Origin of the sequence: Noviherbaspirillum denitrificans (genome assembly GCF_002211445.1) — a bacterium.
GTDB classification, from domain to species: domain Bacteria; phylum Pseudomonadota; class Gammaproteobacteria; order Burkholderiales; family Burkholderiaceae_D; genus Noviherbaspirillum; species Noviherbaspirillum denitrificans.
This window is the reverse complement of sequence record NZ_LSTO01000001.1, coordinates 2,121,928-2,136,074: the sequence shown is the minus strand read 5'-3', so window position 1 is coordinate 2,136,074 and position 14,147 is coordinate 2,121,928. Positions and strand designations below refer to the sequence as shown.

General features: G+C 62.9%; 12 protein-coding genes. 2 read left to right on the top strand and 10 right to left on the bottom strand.

Going from position 1 to position 14,147, the window contains the following annotated elements:
• The 8 genes from AYR66_RS10475 to AYR66_RS10440 form a co-directional block, all read right to left on the bottom strand.
• The coding region (locus AYR66_RS10475) for a type II and III secretion system protein family protein (protein WP_088709736.1) at nt 1-1,575 on the bottom strand (1,575 nt) is incomplete at its 3' end.
• 46 nt (nt 1,576-1,621) lie between these two features.
• Nucleotides 1,622-2,467 carry a Flp pilus assembly protein CpaB gene (gene cpaB / locus AYR66_RS10470; protein ID WP_088707442.1) on the bottom strand — a complete coding sequence of 282 codons (846 nt, stop codon included), beginning with the start codon at nt 2,465-2,467 and terminating at the stop codon, nt 1,622-1,624.
• Nucleotides 2,464-3,828, bottom strand: coding sequence for an ATP-binding protein (locus AYR66_RS10465; RefSeq protein ID WP_206047134.1), 1,365 nt, complete (start codon nt 3,826-3,828; stop codon nt 2,464-2,466). The genes cpaB and AYR66_RS10465 overlap by 4 nt, the downstream gene beginning before the upstream one ends.
• A gap of 14 nt (nt 3,829-3,842) precedes the next feature.
• A complete protein-coding gene (locus AYR66_RS10460; RefSeq protein ID WP_206047133.1) occupies nt 3,843-4,505 on the bottom strand; it encodes an A24 family peptidase in 663 nt (220 codons plus the stop codon).
• Nucleotides 4,506-4,558: 53 nt separating this feature from the next.
• A complete protein-coding gene (locus tag AYR66_RS10455) occupies nt 4,559-4,756 on the bottom strand; it encodes a Flp family type IVb pilin (protein ID WP_088707441.1) in 198 nt (65 codons plus the stop codon).
• A gap of 219 nt (nt 4,757-4,975) precedes the next feature.
• Nucleotides 4,976-5,917 carry a helix-turn-helix transcriptional regulator gene (locus AYR66_RS10450; protein ID WP_088707440.1) on the bottom strand — a complete coding sequence of 314 codons (942 nt, stop codon included), beginning with the start codon at nt 5,915-5,917 and terminating at the stop codon, nt 4,976-4,978.
• 240 nt (nt 5,918-6,157) lie between these two features.
• Nucleotides 6,158-7,090 carry a LysR substrate-binding domain-containing protein gene (locus AYR66_RS10445; RefSeq protein WP_088707439.1) on the bottom strand — a complete coding sequence of 311 codons (933 nt, stop codon included), beginning with the start codon at nt 7,088-7,090 and terminating at the stop codon, nt 6,158-6,160.
• Nucleotides 7,091-7,099: 9 nt separating this feature from the next.
• A complete protein-coding gene (locus AYR66_RS10440; protein ID WP_088707438.1) occupies nt 7,100-7,546 on the bottom strand; it encodes an Lrp/AsnC family transcriptional regulator in 447 nt (148 codons plus the stop codon).
• Between the two features lie 130 nt (nt 7,547-7,676).
• Between AYR66_RS10440 and AYR66_RS10435 the strand changes: the two genes are divergently transcribed.
• A complete protein-coding gene (locus AYR66_RS10435; RefSeq protein ID WP_088707437.1) occupies nt 7,677-8,306 on the top strand; it encodes a LysE family translocator in 630 nt (209 codons plus the stop codon).
• On the opposite strand, the gene AYR66_RS10430 is transcribed toward AYR66_RS10435, so the two are convergent.
• Together AYR66_RS10430 and AYR66_RS10425 are read right to left on the bottom strand one after the other, a co-directional pair.
• Complete coding sequence (locus AYR66_RS10430; RefSeq protein WP_170942114.1) at nt 8,307-9,341, bottom strand: GGDEF domain-containing protein; 1,035 nt, start codon at nt 9,339-9,341, stop codon at nt 8,307-8,309.
• A 252-nt stretch (nt 9,342-9,593) separates the two neighbouring features.
• On the bottom strand, nt 9,594-11,405 hold the full coding sequence (locus AYR66_RS10425) for a PHA/PHB synthase family protein (RefSeq protein ID WP_206047132.1): 1,812 nt from the start codon (nt 11,403-11,405) through the stop codon (nt 9,594-9,596).
• Nucleotides 11,406-11,611: 206 nt separating this feature from the next.
• On the opposite strand from AYR66_RS10425, the gene AYR66_RS10420 reads away from it, so the two are divergent.
• On the top strand, nt 11,612-14,147 hold a 2,536-nt coding region (locus AYR66_RS10420), incomplete at its 3' end, for a sensor domain-containing protein (RefSeq protein ID WP_206047131.1).

Here is a 14,147-nt window from a genome sequence, read left to right as displayed (position 1 = left end):
AGGACCTGCGTCACCCTTTGCCGGGGATGGCGGCGGCAGCGAGGAGGTGTTGGCCGCAGGTGGCGGCGGCGCCTTGCCTTCCATCTTCCCGCCGAGGAAAAACTCGGAACGGCTCGGTTCGATGAAATGGTCGGTGGGCAGTCCGTAATTGGGCGGCAGCGGCTTGACCAGCCTCGGCGTGACGACAAAGATCAGCTCCGAGCGGTCCGTCTGGAAATCAGCGCTGCGGAAGAGGGCGCCGAGCACCGGAATCTCGCCCAGCACCGGCATGGCCTTCATGTTCTGGGTGACGTTGTTCTTGATCAGGCCGCCGATGGCGAAGCTCTGGCCGTCGAACAGTTGCACGGTGGTCGATGCGCGGCGCGTGGTAATCAGCGGCAGCACCGCGGTGCCGCCGATGCCGCGCGCATTGATCCCGATGCCTTCGCGCGAGAGCTCGGACACTTCCGGCGCGACCTTCAGGTTGATGCGTCCGCCGTCGAGCACCGTCGGCGTGAACTTCAGCCCGACACCGAACTCCTTCTCTTCCAGCGTGATCGTGAGGACGCCGTTGGTATTGTTCTGCGCGACCGGAATGAAGACCTTGCCGCCGGCGAGGAAGCTGCCTTCCTGGCCGCTGATGGCCATCACCGTCGGTTCAGCCAACACCTTGACCAGGCCGTCGCGCTTTTCAGCATCGATCAGCACGCGCTCGCCGGTATCCTTGGTCAGGCTCAGCAGGCCGGCGCCATCCGTCATAAAGTTGGACGACAGGATGGAGGTCCAGCTGCCGTGATGGCCGATGGCCGCGAGGTTGACGCCAAGCTTGTCGAGCAGGGTCTTCGAGATTTCCGCCACCTTCACTTCCAGCATCACCTGCTGCGGCGCGGCCAGGCTGAGCATATTGACGATGCGGTCGCTGATCTTCGGCCCGTCGCCGTTTCCTGTGCCACCAAGCGCGCCTCCGCTCCCGCCCGAACCAGGACTCGCACCCGTGCCCGTCTTGCGCATGTAGGCACTCGCGATCAGCAGGGCTTTTTCCGCGGCGACGGCATCGCTGACCGTGCCGCTCAGGACGAGGGAGTCGGCGGCCGATGACACGCGGATGTCCTTCTCGCCGGGCAAGAGCGCCTGGAGGCGTTCCTGGACCGTATTACCATCGACACCCACGGTCACCTCGACCATCGCGCAGCGGCCTTCCTTGGTCTGGAACATCAGGTTGGTCGAGCCGACCCGTTTGCCGAACACGAAAAACATGCTGCGGGGCGAGGGCGAGACAGTGGGCTCGACCTGGACGACATGCGGATCGCCAACCGTCCGCAAGAAGGCGGGTGACGGCAAGCCCAGCTGCTGGAGGTCCAGCTGTCCGGATTTCCCTTCCGGCAGCGTGACGCTTTTCGAGGACGCGAATTCACCGGTGCAGACCGGCGTCGCAACGCTGCGCGAGGCTTCCGTTGTCTTGGCTGAATCGCGCGCCGGCGCGGGCGGGGCTGCCTCAGCATGCATCGTCGCCGTCATTACGATGGCGGAAAATCCGGCGAGAACGGCGCGCTGCGCTCCGGATACTTGCGTTCCGTGCGTTCTATCCCTGTTCATTTGTTTCCCCTTTGAGACAGTGTTGTTGTGCGTGGGAAGGATCTCGTCACTTGAAGCACTGCACGATGCGGCCGTTCGGTGTCATCACCAGCTGGCAGTTCTCTTCTGCGGGCGCTGGCGTCGGCGCTTTCGGCTTGCGGACCGCCACCACCTTGGTGACGGTGGGCTTGCGTTCCTCCCTGGCCGGTTCGTAGAGCAGGCTTTGCTTGGTGGCGCCGCCGGTCTGCGCCGGTGTCAGGTCAATCTGGTTGCGCAGGACGAGGGAAAGCTGGCCGACGCTGCGTGCGAGGTCGAGCTTTTCCGCCTGCTCCGGCGTAACCTCCAGCGTGACCGCATTCACCACCTTGGGCTTGATGTCGGTCTGGCTTGCTTCCTGCGCGACGGCGAGCACCAGGATGCGTTCCAGAACGAGCTTGGAAATATTGCTGTCCTTGCCGGCCTCCCGCTTCGCTTCGTCCTGCGTGCTGACGAGGATGTCCACATAGTTGCCCGGCAGCGCAAAGCCGGCGACGCCAATCACATCGTTGACGCGCACCGTCATTGCACGCTTGCCTTCGGCGACCACAGCGGAGAGGCCACCCTTGGCGCCGATCGGGGCAAGGCGCGCCTCGAGCAGGGGCTCGCCGGCGAGGATGTTGGTCCGCGTCACCCTTTCCTGCAGCTCCTTGATGTCGGTAAAGCTGCCCTTGGGCTTGCTGCCGGTAGGCCAGTCGGCGAAGCGCACCATCTCCGGCGCGATGCGTGCGCCGACATTGATGTCGACTGCCGCCACGGCGACCTTGGCGGTGGCCATGTTGGCCTGTTTCGAGATCCAACGCGCCGCAAACACGACGGCGACCAGTGCCAGCACGATGGACGTGACGATCATGATCAGGGCTCGGCTGCTTTTCATCGCGTGACTCCATAGGAGGTGGATTGCGTGTGGTGCGCCGGCATGGTGTTTCGGTCCGTCGCTGCCGGAGCGGGAAGGAAGTAGTTGTGCCACGCCCAGTCGAGAGCCTCCGTGGTCAGTGCGGGCGGCGCTTCTTCGTAACGGGCAAGGTCGCGTATCTGGCCGAGCAGGTCACGCGGATAGCAGGCAAGCAATGGGCGGTTTTCCTTTTCGTGCCGCTCCTGCAGCAGGTAATTGAATGCCTGTTCCGAGAACGGGATGTCCATGTCGGCGCACGCTTGGAGGAACACTTCGCGATACTGGTCGCGGGTGAGGGCGCCGATGTGGATCTTGTAGCCGAGCCTGCGCAGGAAGGCTTCGTCGGCGAGTCCAGCGGGATCCAGGTTCGACGAGAAGACGACCACGACGTCGAAAGGGATCTCGAACTTGTAGCCGGTATGCAGCGTCAGGTAATCGCGGCGCCGGTCGAGCGGAACGATCCAGCGGTTCATCAGGTCTTGCGGCGCCATCATCTGGCGGCCGAGATCGTCCACCACGAAGACACCGTTATTGGCCTTGACGTGCGGCGGCGCCTGGTACACCCGCGTCGTGTGGTCGAACTCGAGGTCCAGCGTCTTGAGCGTGAGCTCGCTGCCGGCAATGACCATCGGCCGCAGGCAGGACTGCCAGCGCTCATCGCAGGCAGTCGAACGCGCCAGCGCGTCGGCGCGCGGCGTTTCGGTTGGCATGGGCCGGTGGACGTGCGGATCGAAGACCTGGATCACCTCGTTGTCGATGATGAAGGCGTAAGGCACAGCGACCTGGTCGCAGAGCAGGCGCGAGAGCTGTTCCGCGATGTAGGTCTTTCCCGCGCCCGCCGGGCCGTGAATGATGATCGCCCGGCCGGAGTTCATGCCCGCACCCAGGCGCGCGAGCAACGATTCGTTGATGACCAGCCCGCGGAATCCTTCGGCCAGGTGTTCGCGCGTGTACTGCACCTTGTGGATCGATTGCCGTTTCACGTATGCGGCATAAACGTCAAGAGGGACCGGCGCCGGACCTGCATACTGGCTGCGCGTCAGGGCATCGGCGGCGCGTTCGCGGCCCGTGCCGCTGAGCTGGTACACGATGCCGGCGCTGCTGTCCCGGCTCAGCACTTCGCACAGGTGCTCGTTGCGCATGAAGTCCAGTACCTGCTCGACAATGCTGGCGGGCAGTTTCACATGGGAGGACAGTGCGCGCAGCCCGAGCCGTCCGCGCAGGAAGAGCACCTTGCACAAGAGTTCGCACAGGAAGAGCAGGCCGAGGCCGGTATCCTCCAGCGTGCGTGGCGGCGGGGGCAGGTCGCCGCGAGAAATCGATGAGGTGGTCATGTCGTTCATGCGTGCACCCTGGATCAGGAAACCGGCAGGAAATGGAGTGCGCCGAGCAAGCCCTGGCGCGCCAGGACGATGTAGGCCATCGTGCCCAGCGCGATGGCGACTCCGAAGGGAACGCTCTCTGTCTTTCCGCTCCCGGAGGAGGAGGCGATGCTGCTGTCGGCGGCGTGAATGCGCAACAGCAGGAGCGCCGGAAAGAAGCGTTCGATCCTTGCAAGGAATGCTTTCCTGCGCAGCAGGTAGAGCAGGCTCAGGCAACCTCCGGTCATGAAGACGATCACGGTGTCCGCGACCACGCCGTTCATGCCGACGAAGGCGCCGACCATGGCCATCAATTTGACATCTCCCGCTCCCATGACGCGAACCATGTACATGGGCAGGAACAGCACAAGGCCGAGGCCGAGACCCTTTATCGCTCCGAGGATGCCGAGTGCGCCAGGAAGGGCACTGGTGAATCCGTAACCCTCGGGCAGGAAGGCATTCAGGAGAAGGCCGATGCACGCGCCGGGGAACACGAGCAGATTGGGAATGCGGCGCTGCGTGAAATCGCACCAGGCGGCCACACCCAGCAGGGCGGCGAGCGTCGCAAGGGCCAGGTTGGAAATCAAGGCAGGCGTCAGGCTGAGCATATGGAGGTTCTCTTCATTGGGCTCCGGGAAGCGGATGGCTGTGCAGGCCATCCGCCGGTTCCGCCCGCCATCGAGGCACGCGGAACCTGTCCACATCGGACGTATCAGCAGGCATCCAATGCGAAAGCGCCGCCAGGTGTTGCGTCCAGCCACGTGGCAATGCCGTTGAAGAACGCACAAAGCTGGTTGCCGAGCGCCGTGGCGCCAACCGCAATCACGATCGCAATCAATGCCGCAAGCAGCGCATACTCGATCGCTACCGCACCTTCTTCATCCTTCAGAAAACGTTTAATCGCGTTCATCGAACACTCCTCGAAAGTTGAAAAGACAACCACTGCAAAACTGTCCCTTGCTTTCCAAACCCTCCCTGATTTTTCGAGAATCGCAAAAGCACGAGCAGCGATTAAAGGTTAATGTTGTCGAATTGGTACGTGAATAGCGCAGATGCACTAGGCGATCTTCTTCACACATCAAATGCCTTGAGCCGGCTCATGCATGAATGTGGTTTCCCTCTGGAAGTCTCAGAAATCCGAAATGACGCGGATCAGCTCCGCCTTGCTGTGCACGCCCAGCTTCCGGTAGGCATTGGCGAGCTGGTTGCGGACGGTATGCGGCGACACGCCGAACTGGAAGGCAATCGCGCTGTGTGTCATGCCGCGAGCGAAGCACTGGACCGCCGAAATTTCGGACGGCGTCAGCAAGGTTGCCGCGTGTATCTTCTGCATTGTGCAAGCGAGATAACCTGCCTTCCGGGACGCCTGGATCTCGATGGATTTGCCGCGGTAGCTCGATGTCGCGAGCAGGGATGCAAGCGCCGTCTTCGGCAGTGCCACGCCGCGCAACAAAGGCCACTCTTGCAGCAGAAGGTCCTTCACGCGGTCATCGGCAATTTCGATGATTCCCTGCGAGTTCACCAGCGCGACTGATCGTCCGGCGCCCTGCGGTACGACACGCGACAACGCGTATTGCAGGTTGATGTCGATCGACTGCTTCGCGAGATGCCAGAATGCGTCCAGCAGCGCGGCATCGCGCGCAGTGAAATCGCGGTCGCTGCAGCGGAACAGGATGAGCCAGCGTGCGCCTGCATCGGTCGAGTTGACATCGCCGAGAAGGATCAGCTTCTCGATGCTCTCGTCGTCATGGAGTTCCTTTATCCACGGCACGGGATGCAGCCTGAATTCACTCTTTCCGTTGAGGGCATGGGGCGACGGCATCGACGAGCAGAAGGCGGGCGCAGGCTGGACTTGTGCCTGCTGGATCAGCGTGACGATGCGCGCCCTCGCGCGCTCCGGCCGGCCGTCACCGCGCGATGTCGTCGCGAGCTGCCAGATGCTGAGCGCGCCGCCGTCGCAATCCACCAGGCCGCAAGCGAGATCGAGAAGCTCTTGGCGAAACAAAGCGGGCTCGCTTTGCTGCGCAGCCCAATACATGTTTGCCACTGCCTTGGAAAACTTTTCGAGCATGCGGGTCTGCCTTTTCCAGGTCCTGTCGAAACACTTTTGATGTAAAAAAATCCACTACTCCCAGTAGTAAATTCCTTACAAAATGTTTCTGTTTTGATCCGTGACAAGTGTTGATGCAATGCACAAATTCGGACAAAAGCGACGCACAAATTTGCAACGCAACGCTGCTCTGTATGGGTGCAAAAGTACGCAGAGGTAACAGTTCGTCGCACTGCCGTTACGCAGGAGGACGAGCGGATTTCAGGTGAGTGCGGTCGCACCGGGCCATTGGCCCTTCGTGCACAGTTCGACGGTCGTGCGCAGGATCAGTCGCTGGACTGCCGCGGACGCATTGGTGAGGGGAATATTGCGGGACGAGCAGAGCGCGATCGTGCGCGACATGCTGCTGCCGGAGATGGGAAAGGCCTTCATTTGCCCGAGGCCGATCTCGGGCAAGACGGGCGCAACGGGCAGGATCGTGGCGCCGAGGTCCGCCATGATTGCAGACCGCAGGATCGCGACGGAGTTGATGTCGATGACATGCGGGATGCTCAGGCCGGCCGACCTTGCAAGGCCTTCGATCCTGGGGCGCACGCCATGCTGGAGACCGGGAAGGATCAACGGTACCTGCATGGCCTTGGCCAGCGAGATCGTCTTCCCTTTCGGCGCAAATTGCGAATCCGTCCGCGTGATGAACATCATTTCTTCTTCCACCAGCGGCGTCACGGAAAAGGCGCCGAGCTGGCCGTCGTCGAACAGCACCGCGAGGTTGATGCGTCCGGACTTCAGCTGTTCGATCAGGTTGCCCGACAACTCTTCGGTGAGCTGCAGCGAGATCTCGGGATACTGCTCGCGTACCGCGGTCAGCAGCGGCAGCGCAAGCGCGCTCGACACGCTCTGCGGCACGCCGAGCGCGACGGTGCCGGCAGGCTTGTTCGTCGATTGCGCAACCGCCCACTTTGCATCGTCAACCTGCTTGAGGATCGCCAGTGCGTGTTCATAGAAGGTCTTGCCGGCATCGGTCGACATCACCCCCTGCGCTGAACGGTGCAGCAACTGCGCGCCCAGTTCCTCTTCCAGCTGCCGCACCTGCTGCGTCAGCGCCGGCTGCGCGATGTGCAGCACACGCGCCGCGCGCGAGAGCGAGCCGTGGTCGACGATGGCGACGAAGTAGCGGAGTTGGCGCAGTTCCATGGCGTGATTCTAGCCGACCGGCTTGATCGCCTTGTGCTGCACGGATGACGACAGGATCAGCGAGGTCGATGTGACGCCGCAGCGCGTCAGTTCGACGATTACCTTTTCCAGCTCGGACACTGACGACGCCACCACCTTCACAATGCTGCAGTCATCGCCAGTGATCGAGTGGCATTCGACGATCTGCGGCACCTGCGCGGCGACGACTTCGACCGGGGTTTCATGGCTGCGCTTGGACACGCGGATGAAGGCGGTGATGCCGTACCCCAGCGCTGCCGGGTTCACCTTGGCGTGGTAGCCGGTGATGACGCCCGCTGCTTCCATGCGCCGCACACGTTCGGCCACCGCCGGCTGGCTCATGTGGATGCGGCGGCCAATTTCGGACAGCGTCGTGCGTGCGTCTGCCTGCAGGATGTCGAGGATCCGGGCATCCATGGCGTCGAATTCCATTTTCATGGTGATTCCCCCTGATTTTGATGAAAGCAAAAGTTTTTCGGTAATTTTGCCTTGAATTATCCATTCAAAATGCCTTTTGTGCCGCATACACTGTTTCAACAGTAAACGCCTTGCCTACGCGGAGAACACAATGAGCCTCGACACCTATCTGATTTTCCTGGTCACCACTGCGGTGATCTGCCTGACGCCCGGCCCTGCTGCCCTGCTGATCGTGACGCAGGGGATTTCCAACGGCTTCCGCCGTTCCTGGTGGGCGATTGCCGGCATCGCGGTGGCGAATGCCATCTATTTCGCGCTCTCCGCAACCGGTGTCGCGGCACTGATCGTGGCCAGCAGCACGCTGTTTTCCATCATCAAGTGGGTCGGGGTGGCTTATCTGTTCTACCTCGGCATCTCGGCCGTGCGCAGCAAGGCGAGCGCGCTGACGGTGACCAGCGATCCCGGCGAGGCCGTGCGCGGACTGCGCGCGTTCTGGCAGGCGGTGGTGGTGGAGTTGTCGAATCCGAAGGCGCTGCTGTACTTCGTCGCCCTGCTGCCGCAGTTCGTCGATCCGGACCAGCCGGTCGGCCTGCAGATGTTGGTGTTTGGCGGGACGACCGTGGCGCTCGACGCCGCCTCCTACAGCATCTACGCCTGGCTGGGCAGCAAGACGCAGCGCTTCACGGCCAACGAGCGCTTCGTGAAGGCGAGCAATCGTACGGCGGGAGGTTTGCTGATGGTCGCCGGTGCGATGATGGCGACCGTCAAGCGGGTAGTCTGATCAGAAGAATTCGACGGTGTCGTTCGACACCTCGGAATGCAGTTCGCCGCTCTGCACCAGTTCGTCGTAGTAGCAGACGCGGTTGCGGCCGTTGGCCTTGGCGTAGTACAGCGCCTGGTCGGCGTGACCGAGGATCATCACCGGGGATTCGGTGGCGATGCTGGCAAAGCCGAGGCTGACGGTGACCCGGCCGACCTGCGGGAAATCGTGCTTTTCAACGTTGGTGCGGAAGCGCTCGAAGATCTTGCGGGCGTCTTCCAGCGTGGTCGATCGCAGCAGCACGACGAATTCCTCGCCGCCGAAGCGGAACACGCGGTCCTGCGCGCGGAAGGATGAGCGCAGCAGGTTGGCCACCAGGATCAGCACTTCGTCGCCATAGAGGTGGCCGAACTGGTCGTTGACCTTCTTGAAATGGTCGATGTCGACCACCGCCAGCCAATGGCCGACATTGGAATGCGCGTGGCGGCGCTCCGGCTGGTCTTGCGGGTGGCCTTCCGGCACCGCCGTCGACAGCAGGCGCGAAAACTTTTCGTCGAAGGTCTTGCGGTTGAGCAGGCCGGTGAGGGAATCGCGCTCGCTGTAATCCAGGATGTTCTGGTAGTTGCGGTAGACGCTGAGGATCCCTTCCATCATGTGCAGCGTGCTGCTGTTGTACGGGGTGGGATTGACCACTTCCATGCAGCAGCTGACCTTGTCGTTCAGCCATACCGGCAGCCACAGCGTGCGATCGCCTGACGCGCTGACTTCTTCCACGCAGGACTTGCGGTCGCGGATGCTGTCGACCAGCGCGGGATACTTCGCGAGCGCTTCGCCGGTGTTGTCCGACGCAAGGTTCTCTTCGACCGATACCACCACGCCATCCTTGATCCAGACGCGCGGACGGACGAACAGCTCGTCGCGGAAGCGGAACAGCTCGTGCACGCGCACCTGTTGCGCGCCAACCAGCTCATGCAGCGCGGTGACGACCGAGCTGTCGAGGAGCGTGTGGTCACGCTGGCAGGTGATGTCCACCAGGTGCTTGAGCAGTGCTTCCATTATCAGGATCCTGAACGGCGTCCCGCAGCCGGGCGCGACAGAGGGTGTGTACGGAATGGTGTCGGCATGAAAGCGGGCGTGGTTGAAATCTCTGTGCTAGGCGAAGACGTGCAACCCGTTGCTGCGCTGCACACCGCACGCGGCAGGATTGTCTCTTTTTGTAATTATTCTGGATACAACGTCGTGGGTATTCTATCCCGAATCCCATGCCGTGTTGCGCTGTGTCGCATTTATGCCATGCAAGATGTGCGCTCAGCGCTCCAGTACGTGTTGTCCCGGCGCCGGCTGCAGCTGCGGATACCCTTTTTTAATCGCGCCCATCGAGGGCGGCGCTGTCATTCCGCTATCGTGCTCCGCCAGCCAGGCTTCCCACGCTGGCCACCAGGAGCCGTCCACAGCAGGGTTCGAGACGACCCAGTTGTCGGGATCCATGTAGTTGGTGCCGGCTGGCCGGTGCGCCATGCGGTAATGCCGCCCCTTGTGGCCGGGTTCGCTGACGATGCCGGCATTGTGCCCGCCGTTGGTCAGCAGGAAGGTGACGTCGGGGTCGGCGATCAGGTTGATCTTGTAGACCGACTTCCACGGAGCGACATGGTCGGTTTCGGTCGCCACCGCGAAGATCGGCGTGCGGATGTCGCCCAGCGAGATCGGCCTGCCATTGAGCTTGTAGCGCCCGGCAAACAGGTCGTTCTTCAGGAACAGCCGGTGCAGGTATTCGCTGTGCATGCGGTAGGGCATGCGCGTGGCATCGGCATTCCAGGCCATGAGGTCGGTGTAGGCCTGGCGACCGCCGAGCAGGTATTCCTGCACGACCAGCGACCAGATCAGGTCATGCGAGCGCAGCAGCTGGAAGGCGCCCGCCATCTGCCGGTTGTCGAGGAAACCCTGGTCCCACATGATGTCTTCCAGGTAGTTGAGCTGGCTGTCGTCGATGAACAGAGTCAGCTCGCCGGCTTCGGTGAAATCGGTTTGCGCCGCCAGCAGCGTCATGGAATTGAGTCGCTCGTCCTCCACCTGCGCGAGGTAGGCCGCCGCCATCGACAGCAGGGTGCCGCCGAGGCAGTAGCCGACGGTGTTGATCTTGCGGCCGGGCACGATCGCCTGCACGGCGTCGAGCGCGGCGAGCACGCCGAGGCGCAGGTAGGCTTCCATGTCGAGGTCGCGGTCGTGCTCGTTCGGGTTGTGCCAGGAAATCATGAATACCGTGTGCCCGCGGCTGACCAGGTACTTCACGAGCGAGTTGTGCGGCGACAGGTCGAGGATGTAGTACTTCATGATCCAGGCCGGCACGATCAGGATCGGCTCCGCATGCACCTGTTCCGTCGCCGGCGCGTACTGGATGAGTTCGATCAGCCGGTTGCGGTAGACCACTTGCCCGGGCGTGATCGCCACCTGCACGCCGGGCTGGAAATCCTCGGTGCCGAGCGGCGGCTTGCCGGCGATGTGGCGCTCCCAGTCCTCGACGAAATTCATCGCGCCGCGCAGCAGGTTCATGCCGTTTTCGCGCGCGGTGGCGTTGAGCACTTCCGGGTTGGTCGCGATGAAGTTCACCGGCGACATCGTGTCGAGCAGTTGGCGCGCGACGAAGGACACCACCTGCTCATGGTGAGGCGATACGCCGCCGATGCCGGTGGTGGTGTTGTGCCACCACTGCTGGTTGAGCAGGAAGGCCTGGTGAATCAGGTTGAACGGCCAGTGCTGCCAGGCGTCGCTGCGGAAGCGGCGGTCCTGCGGCAAGGGGTCGATGCAGGGCGGTACACATGCCTCGCTGCAGGTGCGCGCGACATAGATGCTGAAGCGGGCCGCCTTGCGCACCGCCTTTTCCGCCACGCGGGCCCACTTGCCGGGTGATTCGGCCAGGTGCAGTGCCCAGTCGATGTAGGCCAGCGCCAGGCTGGCCGGCGAAATGCTGCCGGTCACGCGCCCCATCGCCGCATGGATCAGGCGGTCGATGGTGGGCGGCATTTCCACATCGGTGACCGCCCATGAAGGCGGCGGCAGGCGGTCCGCCTTGCCGTGTGCCGCTCCCGCCAGTGGTTCCAGTGTCGATCGGGGCCTGTCCATCGCGTCCTCCCTCTGTGGGCTTACTCCATGGTAGGAAGCGGCGCACAAAACTTGTTTGATGTGCATCAAACGGGGCGGAGTGCGGCACCGGTTCCGGTAGTTCGCCGGCGCAACCAGCTTGCGTTTTGCCTACTCTTTCCTTTCCCTTAGAAACCACGCCCGCATTCCGGTGTCAGATCGTGAACGAATTTTCCGCCGGACGATCAATGACTCCCTTGTTCCAAGAGGCAAGCCAGGCCGAGCCGTTGTACCGACAGATCATCGACAATGCGCTCGATGCCTTCATTGCCATCGATCGCGCCAGCATCATCCTGGAGTGGAGCCGGCGGGCGGAAGACATTTTCGGCTGGACACGCGACGAAGTGATCGGCAAATCGCTGGCCGATACCATCATCCCGGAGCGCTTCCGCCTGCAGCACCTGGCGGGCCTGCGGCGCTACCTGCAATCCGGTAATGGAAAGATCGTCAACCAGCGGACGGAATGGCCGGCGCGCTGCAAGAACGGCGAGGAAACCGCCATCGAACTGACGGTCACGCCGTTGGCCCAGGGAGACCGCACGCTGTTCTTCGCCTCGGTGCGCGATATCTCGGAGCGCAAGCGGCTGCAGGAAGCGCTGCACCGGCAGGCCAGCATCACGGCATCCATCATCAACAGCATGGCGGGCGCGGTGGTCGTCGCCGACCTGGCCGAGCGGCTGATCATGGTCAACCCTGCCGGACAGCATCTGCTCAACCTGCGGCCGATGGACAACTCCGGCGAACCGACCATCCGCTCCTACAGCCTGCTGCAACCGGATGGGGCGACCGCGTTCCCGCAGGACGAGCGGCCCACGGTGCGCGCGCTACGCGGCGAGCACGTGGATGGCATGGTCGCCCTGGTGCGCCATGAACGCCTGCCGGACGGCGTCTGGGTCAGCGTCAACGCGCGTCCGCTGCGCAACACGCACGGCGTACTGGTCGGCGCGGTGGCGGTGTTCCATGACATCTCCGACCTGCGGCGGCGCGAAGAAATGCTGGCGCGCCAGACCAGCCAGCTGCAGGAACAGGCCAGCCTGCTCGACCTCGCGCGCGACGCCATTTTCGCGCGCACCACCGGCGACATTATCACGTACTGGAACCGCAGCGCCGAAAAGCTGTACGGGCATATGCGCGAGGAGGCTGTCGGACAGCATTGCCATACGTTGCTTGGAACCCGTTTCCCGGTGCCGCTGGATGAAATCGTCGCCATCGTGCGCGAGCAGCACTATTGGGAGGGCCGGCTGGTCCAGCGCACGCGTGACGGACGGGAAATCATCGTCTTCAGCAAATGGGCGCTCGAGGTGCAGGAAGGGCGGCCGGCGCGCTATCTCGAAACCAATACCGACATCACGAACGAAGTGAAGACCGAGCAGGCGCTGCGCCAGTCGCAGGAAGACTTCCGGCTGCTGGTCGATGCCTCCACCGACCACGCCATCATGATGCTCGATCCGGAAGGCGTGATCCTGAGCTGGAACAGCGGCGCCGAACGCATTTTCGGCATGACAGCCGAGCAGGCGAAGGGGCGGCCGGTGTCGAGCATATTCACCGCCGAGGACCGTGCCGCCGATGCGCCGCTGCGCGAACTGGAAGAGGCGCGCGAAACGGGACGGTCAGGAGACGACCGCTGGCATGTCCGTCCGGACGGCTCGCGCTTTTGGGCGAGCGGCGTAGTGACACCGTTGCGCAATACGGACGGCAGCCTGCGCGGCTACGTGAAGATCATGCGCGACCAGACCGAGCAGCGCCTGGCCGAGGAACAGACGCGCTTCCTCGCCAACCACGACGGCCTGACCGGCCTGCCCAACCGCGTCCACTTCAGCAACCAGCTGCACCAGTCGCTCGCCCTGTCCCAGCGCAACAACATACCGTTGGCATTGCTGCTGCTCGACCTCGACCGCTTCAAGCACGTCAACGACACCTTCGGCCACCATACCGGCGACCTGTTGCTGAAGGAAGTCGCGCTGCGCATCGTGTCGTCGATCCGCGAAACCGACTTCGTCGCACGGCTCGGCGGTGACGAGTTCGTCATCATCCAGGCCGATGTGTCGCAGCCGGAAGCGGCAGAGACGCTGGCGCGCAAGCTGGTGCTCGAACTCGGCCGCCCCTACCAGCTCGACTCCAACGAAATCGTCAGCGGCGCCAGCATCGGCCTGTGCATCTATCCGACTGACGGGCGCAGTTCCGTCGAACTGCTCAAGCGCGCCGACCTGGCACTGTACCGTGCCAAGAAATCGGGAAGGCACAATTACCAGTTCTATACCTCCGACCTGTACACCGAACATGCATGGAAGCGCGATCGCGAGACGGCGCTGCGTGGCGCGCTGAAAAAGCATCAGTTCGAGCTGTACTACCAGCCGCAGGTCGACCTCGACAGCTGGCGCATTTCCAGCGTCGAGGCGCTGCTGCGCTGGAATGCCGCCGATATGGAAATGGTGCTGCCAGGAGAGTTCCTCGACATCGTCGAGCAGAACGGCATGATCGTCGAGATCGGCGAATGGGCGCTGCGCGAAGCGGCCATGCAGGTGCGGCGCTGGCAAATGCAGGGCATGGATGACTTGCGGCTGTCGGTCAATTGTTCCGCGCGGCAGTTCAACGACCCGAAATTCGTCGCCGCCATCCCGCGCATCCTGGACGACGCCGGCCTCAGCGCCGACAGCCTGGAACTGGAAGTGCCTGAATCCATGCTGGCGCGCCACCCGGAAATCAAGGAGCACCTGTCCGAAT

Coding starts and splice junctions, on each gene's coding strand:
- AYR66_RS10450 (WP_088707440.1), bottom strand. CDS start 5,917: ATGCTCGAAAAGTTTTCCAAGGCAGTGGCAAACATGTATTGGGCTGCG.
- AYR66_RS10430 (WP_170942114.1), bottom strand. CDS start 9,341: ATGGAAGCACTGCTCAAGCACCTGGTGGACATCACCTGCCAGCGTGAC.
- AYR66_RS10440 (WP_088707438.1), bottom strand. CDS start 7,546: ATGAAAATGGAATTCGACGCCATGGATGCCCGGATCCTCGACATCCTG.
- AYR66_RS10425 (WP_206047132.1), bottom strand. CDS start 11,405: ATGGACAGGCCCCGATCGACACTGGAACCACTGGCGGGAGCGGCACAC.
- AYR66_RS10465 (WP_206047134.1), bottom strand. CDS start 3,828: ATGAACGACATGACCACCTCATCGATTTCTCGCGGCGACCTGCCCCCG.
- AYR66_RS10435 (WP_088707437.1), top strand. CDS start 7,677: ATGAGCCTCGACACCTATCTGATTTTCCTGGTCACCACTGCGGTGATC.
- cpaB (WP_088707442.1), bottom strand. CDS start 2,467: ATGAAAAGCAGCCGAGCCCTGATCATGATCGTCACGTCCATCGTGCTG.
- AYR66_RS10445 (WP_088707439.1), bottom strand. CDS start 7,090: ATGGAACTGCGCCAACTCCGCTACTTCGTCGCCATCGTCGACCACGGC.
- AYR66_RS10455 (WP_088707441.1), bottom strand. CDS start 4,756: ATGAACGCGATTAAACGTTTTCTGAAGGATGAAGAAGGTGCGGTAGCG.
- AYR66_RS10460 (WP_206047133.1), bottom strand. CDS start 4,505: ATGGCCTGCACAGCCATCCGCTTCCCGGAGCCCAATGAAGAGAACCTC.